Source organism: Streptomyces sp. AM6-12, assembly GCF_044327085.1.
Taxonomy (GTDB): Bacteria; Actinomycetota; Actinomycetes; order Streptomycetales; family Streptomycetaceae; genus Streptomyces.
The window spans coordinates 1,851,773-1,866,956 of sequence record NZ_JBIQWN010000001.1 but is presented as its reverse complement, the minus strand read 5'-3'; the positions used below and the strand labels follow the sequence as shown (position 1 = coordinate 1,866,956).

Below are 15,184 nucleotides of genomic sequence, written 5' to 3'. Positions count from 1 at the left end.
CAGGATCGAGACATGCCAGACGCGCTCGATGCCACCCCGTACGACGCCCTGCTCCTGCTCTCCTTCGGCGGCCCCGAAGGCCCCGACGACGTGGTCCCCTTCCTGGAGAACGTCACCCGCGGACGCGGCATCCCGAAGGAACGCCTGAAGGAAGTCGGACAGCACTACTTCCAGTTCGGCGGAATCAGCCCCATCAACGGCCAGAACCGCGCCCTCCTGAAGGCCCTGCGCGAGGACTTCGCCGAGCACGGCCTCGATCTGCCGGTCTACTGGGGCAACCGCAACTGGGCGCCGTACCTGACCGACACCCTGCGGGAGATGGTGGCCGACGGCCGCCGCCGCATCCTGGTCCTCGCCACCAGCGCCTACGCCTCCTACTCCGGTTGCCGCCAGTACCGCGAGAACCTCGCCGACGCGCTGGCCACCCTCCAGGCGGAGGGCCTGGAACTGCCGAGGGTCGGCAAGCTGCGGCACTACTTCAACCACCCCGGCTTCGTCGAGCCCATGATCGACGGCGTGCTGCGCTCCCTCGCCGACCTCCCCGAGGACGTCCGCGACGGCGCCCACATCGCCTTCAGCACCCACTCCATCCCCACGGCCGCCGCCGACACCTCCGGCCCCGTCGAGGCCCACGGCGAGGGCGGCGCCTACGTCGAGGAGCACCTGGAGGTGGCCCAGCTGATCGCCGACGCCGTCCGCGAGCGCACCGGCGTGGACCACCCCTGGCGCCTCGTCTACCAGTCCCGCTCCGGCGCCCCGCACATCCCGTGGCTGGAGCCCGACATCTGCGACCACCTGGAGGAGCGGCACGCGGCCGGTGTCCCGGCGGTCGTCATGGCCCCCATCGGCTTCGTCTCCGACCACATGGAGGTCCTGTACGACCTCGACACCGAGGCCACCGCCAAGGCGCGGGAGCTGGGCCTGCCGGTGCGCCGCTCGGCCACCGTGGGCGCCGACCCCCGGTTCGCCGCCGCCGTGCGCGAGCTGATCCTGGAGCGCGCAGCCGTCGAGCGCGGCCAGGACATCACCCCGTGCGCCCTGGGCACCCTGGGCGCGAGCCACCACCTCTGCCCGGTCGGCTGCTGCCCCGCCCGGACGCCCCGCCCGGCCGCCGCCGGCGCCGACAGCCCCTACGCGTGAGGAGACCCGTGACCGACGCCCTGCACCAGGACCTGCTGCGGCTGGCCCAGGAGGCCGCCCGCCGCGCCGGCGAGCTGCTGCGGGACGGCCGCCCGGCCGACCTCGCGGTGGCACGGACCAAGTCCAGCCCGATCGACGTCGTCACCGAGATGGACATCGCGGCCGAGAAGCTGATCACCGATCTGATCTCCGGGCAGCGCCCCGACGACGGCTTCCTCGGCGAGGAGGGCGCGTCCGCCGCCGGCACCAGCGGCGTGCGCTGGGTGATCGATCCGCTCGACGGCACCGTGAACTACCTCTACGGCCTGCCCACCTGGGCGGTGTCCATCGCCGCCGAGCTGGACGGCGAGACCGTCGCCGGGGTCGTCGCGGCCCCGATGCGCGGCGAGACGTACCACGCGGTGCGCGGCGGCGGCGCCTGGGCCACCGGCGCGTGGGAGGGCGAACGGGCGCTCGCCTGCCGCCCCGCGCCCCCGCTGGACCAGGCGCTCGTCTCCACCGGCTTCAACTACGTCACCGACGTGCGGGCCCACCAGGCCCAGGTGGCCGCCCGGATCGTCCCGCTGGTCCGGGACATCCGGCGGGGCGGCTCCGCGGCCATCGACCTGTGCGACGTGGCCTGCGGCCGGCTCGACGGCTACTACGAGCGCGGACTGAACCCGTGGGACTACGCGGCGGGGGACCTCATCGCCCGTGAGGCGGGCGCCATGACCGGTGGACGGCCCGCACAGGCCCCGTCACGGGAGCTGACGGTCGCGGGGACGCCGGGCGTCTTCGAGCCCCTCCAGGGGCTGCTGGAGGACTTCGGCGCCTGGCACGACTGACGGCCGCCCCCGGAGCGCTCCGGAGCGTCCTCCGGACGACGCGAAAGGACCCCGGCGCTGGATTCGCCGGGGTCCTTTCGCGTGCCGGTGCCGTGCCTGTGCGTTCGGGCGGATCGGAGCCTGTGGCTCCGGGCGGATCAGACGCGGGTCGCGCCGACCTCCACGCCGTGTTCGGCGGCGAGGCGGCGCAGGTCGTCCAGCTCTGCCTGCTCCACCTCCACGAGGAAGTCGTCGCCCTCGTCACGGGCCCGCGACAGGTCGGACTCGGTCGTCTTTATGCGCTGGAGGAGTCCTGCGGTGAAAGCGTCCATGCTGCGCCCCCTCGTCCTGGGTCGGTGGGTCGGTGGCACGGGGGTGTGCCGTGGGAAAGGACGATCACGTCTCGCAGATGCCCGGCGCGCCCGGCCGGGCGGCTACGGTGCCGGACACCCGCGCCCGCCCTGCACAAGCGGATCGCGTGATACCGCATGGTGCTGCGGCACATGCAGAGCGTGATCGCGGGGTGTAAACCCGTCCTCCCCCCGCTCCCGATCCGGGAAACCTCGGCGGCGGAGAAAATCTCGTATTCCCGCTCCGGGCCGCCCGTCCCTGCGCCCGGACCCCGCTTACAGCCGACTTATGGCCGAAAAGGGCAGGATGGAGGTCACACTCCACGAACACCCCTGCCCGCGCCCGCGCCCCGGAAGCGCTACGCGGGTGGACACAGGAAGGACAAGGGACGTGCGCGTACTCGTCGTCGAGGACGAGCAGTTGCTCGCCGATGCGGTGGCCACCGGACTGCGCCGGGAGGCCATGGCCGTCGACGTCGTGTACGACGGTGCGGCCGCCCTGGAGCGCATCGGCGTCAACGACTACGACGTGGTCGTCCTCGACCGCGACCTCCCGCTCGTGCACGGCGACGACGTCTGCCGCAAGATCGTCGAGCTGGGCATGCCCACCCGCGTGCTCATGCTCACCGCCTCCGGTGACGTCAGCGACCGTGTGGAGGGCCTGGAGATCGGGGCCGACGACTATCTGCCCAAGCCGTTCGCGTTCAGCGAGCTGATCGCCCGCGTGCGCGCCCTCGGCCGCCGCACCAGCATGCCCCTGCCGCCGGTCCTGGAGCGCGCCGGCATCAAGCTGGACCCCAACCGCCGCGAGGTGTTCCGCGACGGCAAGGAGGTCCAGCTCGCGCCCAAGGAGTTCGCGGTCCTGGAGGTCCTGATGCGCAGCGAGGGCGCGGTCGTCTCGGCGGAACAGCTGCTGGAGAAGGCCTGGGACGAGAACACCGACCCGTTCACCAACGTGGTCCGGGTGACGGTCATGACCCTGCGCCGCAAGCTCGGCGAGCCCCCCGTGATCGTCACCGTGCCCGGCTCCGGCTACCGGATCTGACCGGCGATGGCCACGACCCCCGCGCATCCGCAGGCGCCCCCCAAGCCCACCTGGGACCCCCGGCGCCCCCAGCCGCCCCTGCCCTGGCTGCGGCCCACCATCCGCATACGGCTCACGCTGCTGTACGGCGGCATGTTCCTGATCGCCGGCATCCTGCTGCTGTCGATCATCTACCTGCTCGCCGCGCAGGCCATCAGCACCGGCAACCAGCCGCTGTTCAAGATCGTCAGCTTCCAGGAGCTGAAGGTCTCCAGTGACAACTGCCCCGCGATCAACACCACCAGCCTGCCGCTGGCGGACTTCAACGACGCGATCAGCCGGTGCGTGGACCACCAGCGCCAGGCCGCGCTGGACAACCTGCTCAGCCGCTCCCTGCTGGCCCTGCTGGGCCTCGCCGTGATCGCCTTCGCGTTCGGGTACGCGATGGCCGGCCGGGTGCTGTCGCCGCTCGGCCGGATCACCCGCACCGCCCGCGCGGTGGCCGGCTCCGACCTGTCCCGCCGGATCGAGCTGGACGGCCCGGACGACGAGCTCAAGGAGCTGGCGGACACCTTCGACGAGATGCTGGAGCGTCTTCAGCGGGCCTTCACCGCCCAGCAGCGCTTCGTCGGCAACGCCTCGCACGAACTGCGCACCCCGCTCGCGATCAACCGCACGCTCCTGGAGGTGCACCTCTCCGATCCCGGCGCCCCGGTGGAGCTCCAGCAGCTCGGCAAGACCCTGCTGGCCACCAATGAGCGCAGCGAGCAGCTGGTGGAGGGCCTGCTGCTGCTCGCCCGCAGCGACAACCAGATCGTGGAGCGCAAACCGGTCGACCTGGCCGAGGTCGCCTCCCAGGCCATCGACCAGGTGCGCACCGAGGCGGAGGCCAAGGGCGTGGAGATCCGCGGCGAGCGCGAACCCGCCGTGGTGCAGGGAAACGGCGTGCTCCTGGAGCGGATCGCGCTGAACCTCGTACAGAACGCCGTGCGGTACAACGTGGCCGAGGCGGGATGGGTCGAGGTGGACACCGAGATCCAGCACGGACAGGCGGTGCTCACCGTCTCGAACACCGGTCCGGTGGTGCCGGCGTACGAGATCGACAACCTCTTCGAGCCCTTCAGACGGCTGCGCACCGAGCGCACGGGCAGCGACAAGGGCGTCGGCCTCGGGCTGTCCATCGTGCGGTCCGTGGCCAGGGCGCACGGCGGACACATCGTGGCGCGGCCCCGTGAGGGCGGTGGCCTCGTGATGCGTGTGACACTTCCCCTGTGATCCACCGCCCGATCAGTCACCCGAACCACCGACACACGCGGGAGATGTTCGCTTCACGCGGAATTTTCCAGAGGCCGAATGGGCTTGTGTCTGTGTGATCGATCACATGGGCGGATTTCCGGCCATGTACTGTCAGTGATCCTGACAGGGGACAGAAAGCCTGAAAAGTCCTGGTTTTCAGGGCTCTTGATCACGGGAAGTACACGATGAGGCGCCTTTGAGGTGCGGTATTCGAAGCGTGTACGGTCCTCACCGCCATCCAAGCCGATCACTCTTGAGGGATCGGGTTGGGTGTCGATTGAGTAACAGCCCTTGATGTGAGGCAAAATCTCCGCCTCAGGTCGGGCACAAGTCCGGCCTCTCACGCGTTACGTGCGCTGGAGACACCGCAGACACCCAGAGGGGGAGAGCGATATGGCAACCGACTACGACACTCCACGCAAGACCGACGATGACGTCGACTCGGACAGCCTGGAGGAGCTGAAGGCTCGACGGAACGACAAGACCACCTCCGCGGTGGACGTCGACGAGTTCGAGGCCGCCGAGGGCCTGGAACTGCCCGGAGCGGACCTCTCGAACGAAGAGCTGGCCGTCCGGGTCCTGCCCAAGCAGCAGGACGAGTTCACCTGCATGAGCTGCTTCCTGGTGCACCACCGCAGCCAGCTGGCCCGCGAGAAGAACGGTCAGCCGATCTGCCGCGACTGCGACTGAGGACGGGTCGGCCATGACTGGCTCGACCCCTCCCCGGAAGCGCCGCTTCCCCCTGCGGAAAGCGGACCAAGGGCCGCTCGACGACCCACTCGGCGCGCGTGACGACGAGCGTGGCTCCCCGGACGCGGGAGCCCCGCTCGAACCGACGGCGGACCGGGCCGACCACCCGGCGCCCAAGCGGCGACCCGTGCCCATCGCCAGGCGACAGGCACGGGTCATCGGCGGCAAGGCCCGGGCCGTCGCCCGGGAAGGCGCCCGCAGGAGCGGCGACCGCGCTCGTGCGGGCCTGGCGTACCTCGCGGACCGTGTCATCGACATCGCCCCGCGGGTGCCCGTACGCGACCTCGCGACCCTGCGCAGGCAGTTCCCCGGTCTCGGACCCGAGGAGCTGGCCGACAAGCTGGTGGCGGGCGCCGCGGCCGGCACCTCGACCATCGGGGCCGGGGTCGGTGCGGCGGCGATGCTGCCCGTGCCACCCGCCCTGCCGACCGAACTGGCCACGGAGATCACCGGGGTCGCGGCGGTCGAACTGAAACTCATCGCGGAACTGCACGAGGTCTACGGCGTCCGCCCGCCCGGCAACCTCAAGGTCCGCAGCACCGCGTACCTGTCCTCCTGGTCGGGGGAGCGCGGCGTCGACGTGACGAAGCCGTCGACGTACGACGCGGCCCTCGGCGGCCGCATGAAGCGCGAACTGCGCCAGCAGATCATGAAGCGGATGGTGCGGGACATGCCCACACTGATGCCGTTCATGGTGGGCGCCGCGGTCGGGGCGGTCCTGAACCGCCGGGACACCAGAAGACTCGCCGCCCGCATCCGCGCCGACCTGCGCAAGATCCAGGTGCCCTGGGAGGAGCTGGAGCAGCTGCCGCCCCTGGAGCAGCCTGCCAAGCCCCTGAGACTGCGCGGTCCGCACAAGGGCCCCTGACCCGCCCCGAGCCCCCTGAAGCCCCTGCCGGGCCCTCTCCGGCCTCCCTGGCCCCATCCAGCGGACTCGCCGAGGGGCCGGTTCCTAGCTCTCCGCCGGGCTGTGGGCGTTCGCCTTCTTCGCCGCCTCGATCGCCGCCGCCAGCCGCTCCGGCTCACGCGTCGACAGATACAGGTAGGGCGTGGGGTCCTCCGGGTCCGTGACGATCACCCGCAGCGCCCTCGGGATGTATGCGCGCAGCAGCAGGAACGCGCGGACATCGGCCTTGTAGGTGCGCCAGGCGCGGGTCTCCTCCTGGTCCAGCACCTCCGTCTCGCCCAGCGCCGACACCGGGATCCTCGCCTCGCCCGCGATCAGCGAGTCGCCGACCACACGGATGCGCGGGGAGCCGTACGAACTGGCGACCACCGCGGCCGCGGCCGTACCGCCGACCAGGCCGCCCAGGATCGGCAGGGTGCCGAACGGGAACAGGATCAGGGCGAAGGAGACGCCGACCAGAAAGCTGATCAGCCACCACGAGCGCGGGGCGGTGAGGCGTTCTTCGTACGGGGTGGCGGAGTGCTGCATGAAACCAAGCTTGGCACGGGATCCTGTGGCGCCCGACGCGCGGGTAAGGTCTGCGCTCGTGAGTGGTAGTTCCATGAGTCTTCAGCCCCCGGCCGACGCGGTGAAACCGGTACGGCACCCCGACGCGCCCGCGCCCGGGGAACTTCTCGGCGCCCACTACGAGCACTGTTTCGGCTGCGGTCCGGGCCAGCCGCACGGGCTGCACCTGGAGGCGCGGGCCGGCGAGGGCGTCACCCTGACCGCCGAGTTCACCGTCCAGGCCGCCCACCAGGGCGCTCCCGGCCTCGCCCACGGCGGCGTGCTGGCCACCGCCCTGGACGAGACCCTGGGCTCGCTGAACTGGCTGCTGCGCACCATCGCCGTGACCGGACGCCTGGAAACGGACTTCGTACGGCCCGTTCCGGTCGGCAGCACGCTCCATCTGTCGGCCGAGGTCACCGCAGTCGCCGGGCGCAAGATCTACTCCAGCGCCGTCGGCCGCCTCGACGGCCCCGACGGACCGGTCGCCGTCCGCGCCGACGCACTCTTCGTCGAGGTGAAGGTCGACCACTTCATCGACCACGGCCGCCCGGAGGAGATCCAGGCCGCGATGAGCGACCCCGACCACGTCCGCCGGGCCCGCGCCTTCGAGGTGAACCCGTGAGCGCCGCCGGCCGCCCCCCGCTGGACGTGCTGATCCGGCGCGTGGACCCGGACGTCCCGCTTCCGTCGTACGAGCACCCCGGCGACGCCGGCGCCGATCTGCGCACCACCGAGACGTGCGAACTGGCTCCCGGCGAGCGGACCGTGCTGCCCACGGGAGTGTCGATCGCCCTTCCCGAGGGGTACGCGGCCTTCGTGCACCCCCGTTCCGGTCTCGCCGCCCGCTGCGGTGTCGCCCTGGTGAATGCCCCGGGGACGGTTGATGCCGGGTACCGTGGGGAGATCAAGGTGATCGTGGTGAATCTCGACCCGCGCGACAGCGTGCGGTTCGAGCGCTTCGACCGGATTGCCCAACTGGTCGTCCAGCAAGTCGAGAGGGTCCGCTTCCAGGAGGTCGCGGAACTTCCCGGCTCGGCGCGGGCCGAAGGGGGCTTCGGGTCCACCGGTGGCCATGCCGCGGTGGGCGACGAGAGCGGCACAAGCGGTCGGTCCGCCGAGGGCGGCCCGACGGGTGGGAATCGATACGCTTCGGTCGTATCCGACCGGGAAGGACAGTGACGTGTTCGGACGTCGCAACAAGAAGGGTGCCGCCGAGGACGCGGCCGGCGAGGCCGAGCAGGTCGTCGACAGCGTCGACACCGAGGCGGACGAGGAAGCGGAGGCCGAGCGCGAGCGCGTCCGGCTGGAGCCCGAGCCGCGGCCCGACGGGCCGTGGGACAGCACCGAGGTGCGCGACCCGGCCGAGGGCCGCGTGGACCTCGGCGGACTGTTCGTGCCGGGCGTGGACGGCATGGAGTTGCGGGTCGAGGTCGCGGGTGACGCGATCGTCGCCGCGACCGTCGTCCTGAACGACAGCGCCATCCAGCTCCAGGCCTTCGCCGCGCCCAAGCGCGAGGGCATCTGGGGCGAGGTCCGTGAGGAGATCGCGTCCGGGATCACCCAGCAGGGCGGCATCGTCGACGAGGTCGAGGGCCCGCTCGGCTGGGAGCTGCGGGCCCAGGTGCCGGTGCAGCTGCCGGACGGCACCAGCGGCTTCCAGGTGGTGCGGTTCGTCGGTGTGGACGGGCCCCGCTGGTTCCTGCGTGGTGTGATCTCCGGGCAGGGCGCGGTGCAGCCCCAGGCCGCCGGGCTGCTGGAGCAGATCTTCCGGGACACGGTCGTGGTCCGCGGCGAGGGCCCGATGGCGCCTCGCGACCCGATCGTCCTCAAGCTCCCGAACGACGCCCAGATGGTTCCCGAGGGAGTCCAGCAGGAAGAGGGCTCGCGGTTCTCCGGGGGCATGGGACAGCTTCAGCGGGGGCCGGAGATCACCGAAGTCCGCTGACGGCTTTCCGCATGGACGGGTCGCGCCCTCGCGGGGTGCGGCCCGTTTCTCGCGCCGGCGCGCGGCGGGGGAGCCCCGACCCATCAGGGTTCCGTCAAAGTGCTCTCATACGCCTGCCCCCGTCCCGTTTGTCCCCATCGTTGGCCGTAAGGTCGACGCTGCGTAGGCAGGGATGAGCGGAAGACAATGGAGCCATGGCACGCGGGAAGCTGCGGATCTATCTCGGGGCGGCGCCGGGGGTCGGAAAGACGTACGCGATGCTCGCCGAGGCGCACCGGCGCGTCGAGCGCGGCGCGGACTGCGTCGTGGCGTTCGTGGAGCACCACGGCCGGCCGCGCACCGAGGTGATGCTGCACGGCCTCGAACAGGTGCCCCGCAAGGAGCTGGAGTACCGCGGGGGCGTCTTCGGGGAGATGGACGTCGACGCCGTGCTGCGCAGGGCGCCCGCCATCGCCCTGGTGGACGAACTCGCGCACACGAACATCCCCGGCTCGCGCAACGCCAAGCGCTGGCAGGACGTCGGGGAACTGCTCGCCGCCGGGATCGACGTCATCTCGACCGTCAATATCCAGCACCTGGAATCACTCGGCGACGTGGTCGAGTCCATCACCGGGGTGCGCCAGCGCGAGACCGTGCCCGACGAGGTGGTACGGCGCGCCGACCAGATCGAGCTGGTCGACATGTCCCCGGAGGCGCTGCGTCGCCGGATGGCGCACGGCAACATCTACCAGCCCGACAAGGTCGACGCGGCGCTCTCCAACTACTTCCGCCCCGGCAACCTCACCGCCCTGCGCGAGCTGGCGCTGCTGTGGGTCGCCGACCGGGTGGACGAGTACCTGAACCAGTACCGCAGCGAGCACCGGGTCTCGAAGATCTGGGGTTCGCGGGAGCGGATCGTGGTCGGGCTGACCGGCGGCCCCGAGGGCCGTACGCTCATCCGCCGGGCCGCCCGGCTCGCCGAGAAGGGCGCGGGCGGCGAGGTGCTCGCCGTCTACATCGCCCGCAGCGACGGGCTGACCGCCGCCTCCCCGAAGGAACTCGCCGTCCAGCGCACCCTGGTGGAGGACCTCGGCGGCACCTTCCACCACGTGGTCGGCGACGACATCCCGGCCGCGCTCCTGGACTTCGCGCGCGGCGTCAACGCCACCCAGATCGTGCTCGGCTCCTCGCGCCGCAAGGCCTGGCAGTACGTCTTCGGACCCGGCGTCGGCGCCACCGTCGCCCGCGAGTCCGGCCCCGACCTCGACGTCCACATCGTCACCCACGAGGAGGTCGCCAAGGGCCGTGGACTGCCCGTGGCCCGCGGCGCCCGGCTCGGCCGGACCCGGATCCTCTCGGGCTGGGCCATGGGGCTGGTCGGCCCGGTCGTGCTCGCGCTGCTGCTGAACACCGTCGACATCGGCCTCGCCAACGACATGCTGCTGTTCCTGGCCGTCACGGTCGCGGCGGCCCTGCTCGGCGGCCTGCTGCCCGCCCTCGCCTCGGTGGCGTTCGGCTCTTTGCTGCTGAACTACTTCTACACACCGCCGCTGCACCGCTGGACCATCGCCGACCCGAAGAACATCGTCGCCATAGTGATCTTCTTCGGCGTCGCCGTGTCGGTCGCCTCCGTGGTGGACCTCGCCGCCCGCCGCACCCACCAGGCGGCCCGGCTGCGCGCCGAGTCCGAGATCCTGTCCTTCCTGGCCGGCAACGTGCTGCGCGGCGAGACCAGCCTGGAGGAACTGCTGGAGCGGCTGCGCGAGACCTTCGCCATGGAGTCGGCGGCCCTGCTGGAGCGGCAGAGCGACGTCGAACCGTGGACCTGCGCGGGCCGGGCCGGCTTCGGGCCCGTCCTGGAGCGCCCCGAGGACGCCGACGTCGACATGCCCGTCGGCGACCACATGGCGCTCGCCCTGACCGGCCGGGTACTGCCCGCCGAGGACCGCAGGGTGCTCGCCGCCTTCGGCGCCCAGGCCGCCGTCGTCCTCGACCGCAGGCGCCTCCAGGAGGAGGCCGAGCGCGCCCGGACCCTCGCCGAGGGCAACCGCATCCGCACCGCCCTGCTGGCCGCCGTCAGCCACGATCTGCGCACCCCGCTGGCGGGGATCAAGGCCGCCGTCTCCTCGCTGCGCTCCGCCGACGTCGACTGGTCCGAGGAGGACCGCGCCGAGCTGCTGGAGGGCATCGAGGAGGGCGCCGACCGGCTCGACCACCTCGTCGGCAACCTCCTGGACATGTCCCGCCTCCAGACCGGCACCGTCACCCCGCTGATCCGCGAGATCGACGTGGACGAGGTCGTGCCGATGGCCCTGGGCGGCGTGCCGGAGGACAGCGTCGACCTGGACGTGCCCGAGACCCTGCCGATGATCCTGGCCGACCCCGGCCTGCTGGAGCGCTCGGTGGCCAACCTGGTGGAGAACGCCGTCAAGTACAGCCCGCGCGGCCGGCGCGTCCTGGTCTCCGCCAGCGCCCTCGCCGACCGGGTGGAGGTCCGCGTGGTGGACCGCGGCCCCGGTGTACCGGACGCGGCCAAGGACCGGATCTTCGAACCCTTCCAGCGCTACGGCGACGCACCGCGCGGCGCGGGCGTCGGGCTCGGCCTCGCGGTCGCCCGCGGCTTCGCCGAGGCCATGGGCGGAACCCTGACCGCGGAGGACACGCCCGGCGGCGGCCTCACCATGGTGCTGAGCCTGCGCAGCGTCCACGGGCGGCAGCCGGCGACACAGTCCACCGAAACGGCGTCCACCCCCGCCCCGGCCCACGGCGGGCCGGCCGGCGCGGAACCAGAAAGGCAGACCCTATGCTGAGCCCGAGCGGGGACCGCACCCCCACGCGGGTCCTCGTGGTCGACGACGAGCCGCAGATCGTGCGCGCCCTCGTGATCAACCTCAAGGCACGCAAGTACGACGTCGACGCGGCCGCCGACGGCAGGACCGCCCTCGACCTCGCCGCCTCCCGCCACCCCGACGTGGTCGTCCTCGACCTGGGCCTGCCCGACATGGACGGCGTCGAGGTGATCAGGGGCCTGCGCGGCTGGACCCGGGTGCCGATCCTGGTGCTGTCCGCGCGCCACTCCTCCGACGAGAAGGTCGAGGCCCTGGACGCGGGCGCCGACGACTACGTCACCAAGCCCTTCGGCATGGACGAACTGCTGGCCCGGCTGCGCGCCGCCGTACGCCGCGCCGAGCCGGTCGGCGCCGGCGAGGACGACGTGACCACCGTGGAGACCGAGGGGTTCGCCGTCGATCTGGCCGCCAAGAAGGTCAACCGCGGCGGGCGCGACGTCCGGCTCACCCCCACGGAGTGGCACCTCCTGGAGGTGCTGGTCCGCAACACCGGCCGCCTGGTCAGCCAGAAGCAGCTTCTCCAGGAGGTGTGGGGGCCGTCGTACGGGACCGAGACGAACTACCTGCGCGTCTACATGGCGCAGTTGCGCCGCAAGCTGGAGGCCGACCCCTCGCACCCGAAGCACTTCATCACCGAGCCCGGAATGGGGTACCGGTTCGAGAAGTGACAAGGCCCGTACGGGGGAAGTGTGAGCGGGGATACGGCGCTGTCGGTGGGCCCCGGTACGCTTCAGATATGAGTGCTGTTCCTCGTTCCGAAAAGCCGGCCGGCCGGTTCCGGCGCATGCTCGACCGGCTCTCCACCTCCCAGGAGGACCTGGAGTCCGAGGAACTGCGCGAGGACGCCGAGACGGCGGGTTGTACGAAGATCGGCGACTGCCAGGACCGGCAGATCGTCACCGTAACTGGTACCTTGCGCACGGTCACCCTGCGTCCGCGCGCCGGAGTCCCGGCCCTGGAAGCCGAGCTGTTCGACGGCTCCGCGGCGCTGGACGTGGTGTGGCTCGGCAGGCGTTCCATCGTGGGCATAGAACCGGGGCGCAAGCTGATCGCATCGGGCCGGATCTCGCTGAGCCGGGGCCGCCGGGTGCTTTTCAACCCGAAGTACGAACTGCGACCCCTCGGACGGGAGTAGCCGGTGACGTCCCTCGACAAGCCGACCGAAGACACCGACCAGACCCCACCCGGCGCGTCCGGCGACGGCGACGCCCGTGCGGTGACGGAGGCGGCGCTGTTCGAGGCGTTCGGCGGCGTTCGCGGCATGGTCGAGACGGTCGTGCCGGGCCTGCTGTTCGTCGCGATCTTCACGATCGACAAGAACCTGCACCTCTCGGCGATCGCCGCGCTGGCCGTGTCCCTGGTGCTGGTCGTGGTCCGGCTCGCCATGAAGGACACCGTCAAGCACGCCTTCAGCGGCGTGTTCGGCGTGGTCTTCGGCGTGGTGTTCGCCATGTTCACCGGCAACGCCAAGGACTTCTACCTGCCCGGCATGCTCTACACGCTGGGTCTGGCGCTCGCCTACATCGTCACCACCCTGCTCGGCGTCCCGTTGATCGGCGTCGTGCTGGGCCCGGTCTTCAAGGAGAACCTCTCCTGGCGCACCCGCAATCCGGGCCGCAAGAAGGCGTACGCGAAGTCGAGTTGGGCCTGGGGCCTGATCCTGCTCGCCAAGTGCGCGATCCTCTTCCCGCTGTACTGGTGGTCCGACACCACCCGGCTCGGCTGGGTCCTCGTCGCCCTGAAGATCCCGCCCTTCCTGCTGGCCGTCTGGCTCACCTGGGTCTTCCTCGCCAAGGCACCCGCCCCGATCGACGTCTTCGCGGAGATGGAGGCCGAGGAGCAGGCCGAGAAGGCGGAGAAGGAACGCAAGGCCGCGCTGGCCGCGGAGGGCGGCGAGACCGAGACCATGCCGGGCCGCCATCGCAGGCAGGCGTGAGGGCCGCACCGCAGAGAGTCGCCGCGACCTGACCGCCGTACCGTATGCGGTCGCCGCGGCCGTGCCCGCCGTACCGTGAACGGCCGCCGGGACGGACCGTGACCGCGCCGCACCGTATGCGTCGCTACGACGCGGAAGGGCGCCCTTGCCGGCAAGGGCGCCCTTCCGCGTGTCCGAGGCCGTCGGGCCCGTCAGGCTTCTTCCTGCCTGCGCACCGACAACAGTTCCTCCAGCTGCTCCTCGCGGGCCTGCGCCGCCACGAACAGCAGCTCGTCGCCCGGCTCCAGGGAGTCCTCGCGGGACGGCGTCAGCACGCGGGTGCCCCGGATGATGGTCACCAGCGAGGTGTCCTCGGGCCAGCGCACATCCCCGACCTGGGTGCCGGCCAGGGCCGACTCCTCGGGCAGCGTCAGCTCCACCAGGTTGGCGTCGCCGTGGCTGAAGCGCAGCAGCCGCACCAGGTCGCCGACGCTCACCGCCTCCTCGACCAGGGCGGACATCAGCCGCGGCGTGGAGACGGCCACGTCCACGCCCCATGCCTCGTTGAACAGCCACTCGTTCTTGGGGTTGTTCACCCGTGCGACGACACGCGGAACGCCGTACTCCGTCTTGGCGAGCAGCGACACCACCAGGTTGACCTTGTCGTCACCGGTGGCCGCGATCACCACGTTGCAGCGCTGGAGCGCCGCCTCGTCCAGGGAGGTGATCTCACAGGCGTCGGCCAGCAGCCACTCCGCCTGCGGTACCCGCTCCACCGAGATGGCGGTCGGGGCCTTGTCGATGAGCAGGATCTCGTGGCCGTTCTCCAGCAGCTCGCCGGCGATCGAGCGGCCGACGGCGCCGGCTCCGGCAATGGCGACCCTCATCAGTGACCGCCCTCCTCTTCCGGGCCCCCGGCGAACGCCGCCTCGACCGTCTCCACGTCGTCCGTCCGCATCATCACGTGCACGAGGTCGCCTTCCTGGAGCACCGTCTGGGAGGTCGGCAGGATCGCCTCGCCCAGCCGGGTCAGGAACGCCACCCGGACGCCCGTGTCCTCCTGCATCTTGCTGATCTTGTGGCCGACCCACTTCGGGGAGGCGTGCACCTCGGCGAGCTGCACCCCGCCGGTCGGGTCCCGCCACAACGGCTCGGCCCCGGAGGGCAGCAGCCGGCGCAGCATCTGGTCGGCGGTCCAGCGGACCGTGGCCACGGTCGGGATGCCGAGGCGCTGGTAGACCTCGGCGCGCCGGGGGTCGTAGATACGGGCGGCCACGTTCTCCACGCCGAACATCTCGCGCGCGACCCGCGCGGAGATGATGTTGGAGTTGTCGCCGCTGGAGACGGCGGCGAAGGCGCCCGCCTCCTCGATCCCCGCCTCACGCAGGGTGTCCTGGTCGAAGCCGACTCCGGTGACCCGGCGGCCCCCGAATCCCGGTCCCAGCCGACGGAAGGCGGTCGGGTCCTGGTCGATCACGGCGACCGTGTGCCCCTGTTGTTCCAGGGTCTGGGCGAGAGCGGAGCCGACTCGCCCGCAGCCCATGATGACGATGTGCACGACCGTCCTTCCGAAGTCAAGAGTCGTTGGCTTGGCCTTAACAGGTTCTCAGACCGTCGCTTAAGCTACACACGCATCACCCTCACCGGGCACCCCCGTGCCCTGGGTAGCCCCGCGCA

Annotated in this window: 17 protein-coding genes; 13 read left to right on the top strand and 4 right to left on the bottom strand. The window is 71.4% G+C overall.

Features of this window, described 5'->3' with window-relative positions; translation table 11 throughout:
• Positions 1-12: 12 nt before the first annotated feature.
• Together ACE4Q9_RS08340 and ACE4Q9_RS08335 are read left to right on the top strand one after the other, a co-directional pair.
• The gene (locus ACE4Q9_RS08340; protein WP_397983600.1) at positions 13-1,140 is read left to right on the top strand and encodes a ferrochelatase; all 1,128 of its coding nucleotides are present in this window, start codon (positions 13-15) and stop codon (positions 1,138-1,140) included.
• A gap of 8 nt (positions 1,141-1,148) precedes the next feature.
• Positions 1,149-1,964: an inositol monophosphatase family protein gene (locus ACE4Q9_RS08335; RefSeq protein WP_397983599.1), complete on the top strand. Its 816-nt coding sequence runs from the start codon at positions 1,149-1,151 to the stop codon at positions 1,962-1,964.
• Between the two features lie 137 nt (positions 1,965-2,101).
• On the opposite strand, the gene ACE4Q9_RS08330 is transcribed toward ACE4Q9_RS08335, so the two are convergent.
• Positions 2,102-2,275, bottom strand: a complete 174-nt coding sequence (locus ACE4Q9_RS08330) for a hypothetical protein (protein WP_164932606.1) — start codon at positions 2,273-2,275, stop codon at positions 2,102-2,104.
• Positions 2,276-2,684: 409 nt separating this feature from the next.
• On the opposite strand from ACE4Q9_RS08330, the gene ACE4Q9_RS08325 reads away from it, so the two are divergent.
• From ACE4Q9_RS08325 to ACE4Q9_RS08310, 4 genes are all read left to right on the top strand, one after another.
• Positions 2,685-3,338, top strand: a complete 654-nt coding sequence (locus tag ACE4Q9_RS08325; protein ID WP_111580853.1) for a response regulator transcription factor — start codon at positions 2,685-2,687, stop codon at positions 3,336-3,338.
• A gap of 6 nt (positions 3,339-3,344) precedes the next feature.
• Positions 3,345-4,592 (top strand): sensor histidine kinase, encoded by a 1,248-nt coding sequence (locus ACE4Q9_RS08320; protein ID WP_397983598.1) that lies wholly within the window; start codon positions 3,345-3,347, stop codon positions 4,590-4,592.
• Positions 4,593-5,006: 414 nt separating this feature from the next.
• Positions 5,007-5,303 carry a DUF4193 domain-containing protein gene (locus tag ACE4Q9_RS08315; protein ID WP_037654155.1) on the top strand — a complete coding sequence of 99 codons (297 nt, stop codon included), beginning with the start codon at positions 5,007-5,009 and terminating at the stop codon, positions 5,301-5,303.
• 13 nt (positions 5,304-5,316) lie between these two features.
• Positions 5,317-6,231: a hypothetical protein gene (locus ACE4Q9_RS08310; protein WP_397983597.1), complete on the top strand. Its 915-nt coding sequence runs from the start codon at positions 5,317-5,319 to the stop codon at positions 6,229-6,231.
• Between the two features lie 84 nt (positions 6,232-6,315).
• Here ACE4Q9_RS08310 and ACE4Q9_RS08305 read toward each other — a convergent pair whose 3' ends face one another.
• The gene (locus ACE4Q9_RS08305; RefSeq protein WP_397983596.1) at positions 6,316-6,798 is read right to left on the bottom strand and encodes a DUF3093 domain-containing protein; all 483 of its coding nucleotides are present in this window, start codon (positions 6,796-6,798) and stop codon (positions 6,316-6,318) included.
• A gap of 58 nt (positions 6,799-6,856) precedes the next feature.
• Between ACE4Q9_RS08305 and ACE4Q9_RS08300 the strand changes: the two genes are divergently transcribed.
• From ACE4Q9_RS08300 to ACE4Q9_RS08270, 7 genes are all read left to right on the top strand, one after another.
• On the top strand, positions 6,857-7,441 hold the full coding sequence (locus tag ACE4Q9_RS08300) for a PaaI family thioesterase (protein ID WP_397983595.1): 585 nt from the start codon (positions 6,857-6,859) through the stop codon (positions 7,439-7,441).
• Positions 7,438-7,998 (top strand): dUTP diphosphatase, encoded by a 561-nt coding sequence (dut, locus tag ACE4Q9_RS08295; RefSeq protein ID WP_397983594.1) that lies wholly within the window; start codon positions 7,438-7,440, stop codon positions 7,996-7,998. Before ACE4Q9_RS08300 ends, dut begins: the two co-directional genes overlap by 4 nt.
• 1 nt (position 7,999) lies before the next feature.
• Entirely contained in the window at positions 8,000-8,764 is a 765-nt protein-coding gene (locus tag ACE4Q9_RS08290; protein WP_397983593.1) for a DUF3710 domain-containing protein, read from the top strand.
• 194 nt (positions 8,765-8,958) lie between these two features.
• The gene (locus ACE4Q9_RS08285) at positions 8,959-11,553 is read left to right on the top strand and encodes an ATP-binding protein (RefSeq protein WP_397983592.1); all 2,595 of its coding nucleotides are present in this window, start codon (positions 8,959-8,961) and stop codon (positions 11,551-11,553) included.
• Positions 11,547-12,260, top strand: a complete 714-nt coding sequence (locus ACE4Q9_RS08280; protein ID WP_397983591.1) for a response regulator — start codon at positions 11,547-11,549, stop codon at positions 12,258-12,260. The genes ACE4Q9_RS08285 and ACE4Q9_RS08280 overlap by 7 nt, the downstream gene beginning before the upstream one ends.
• Positions 12,261-12,328: 68 nt before the next feature.
• Positions 12,329-12,727, top strand: a complete 399-nt coding sequence (locus tag ACE4Q9_RS08275) for an OB-fold nucleic acid binding domain-containing protein (protein ID WP_078967283.1) — start codon at positions 12,329-12,331, stop codon at positions 12,725-12,727.
• A gap of 3 nt (positions 12,728-12,730) precedes the next feature.
• A complete protein-coding gene (locus ACE4Q9_RS08270; RefSeq protein WP_397983590.1) occupies positions 12,731-13,528 on the top strand; it encodes a DUF3159 domain-containing protein in 798 nt (265 codons plus the stop codon).
• A 191-nt stretch (positions 13,529-13,719) separates the two neighbouring features.
• On the opposite strand, the gene ACE4Q9_RS08265 is transcribed toward ACE4Q9_RS08270, so the two are convergent.
• Both ACE4Q9_RS08265 and ACE4Q9_RS08260 read right to left on the bottom strand, forming a co-directional pair.
• Positions 13,720-14,394, bottom strand: coding sequence for a potassium channel family protein (locus tag ACE4Q9_RS08265; RefSeq protein ID WP_397983589.1), 675 nt, complete (start codon positions 14,392-14,394; stop codon positions 13,720-13,722).
• Positions 14,394-15,065: a potassium channel family protein gene (locus tag ACE4Q9_RS08260; protein WP_397983588.1), complete on the bottom strand. Its 672-nt coding sequence runs from the start codon at positions 15,063-15,065 to the stop codon at positions 14,394-14,396. The genes ACE4Q9_RS08265 and ACE4Q9_RS08260 overlap by 1 nt, the downstream gene beginning before the upstream one ends.
• Positions 15,066-15,184: the final 119 nt, after the last annotated feature.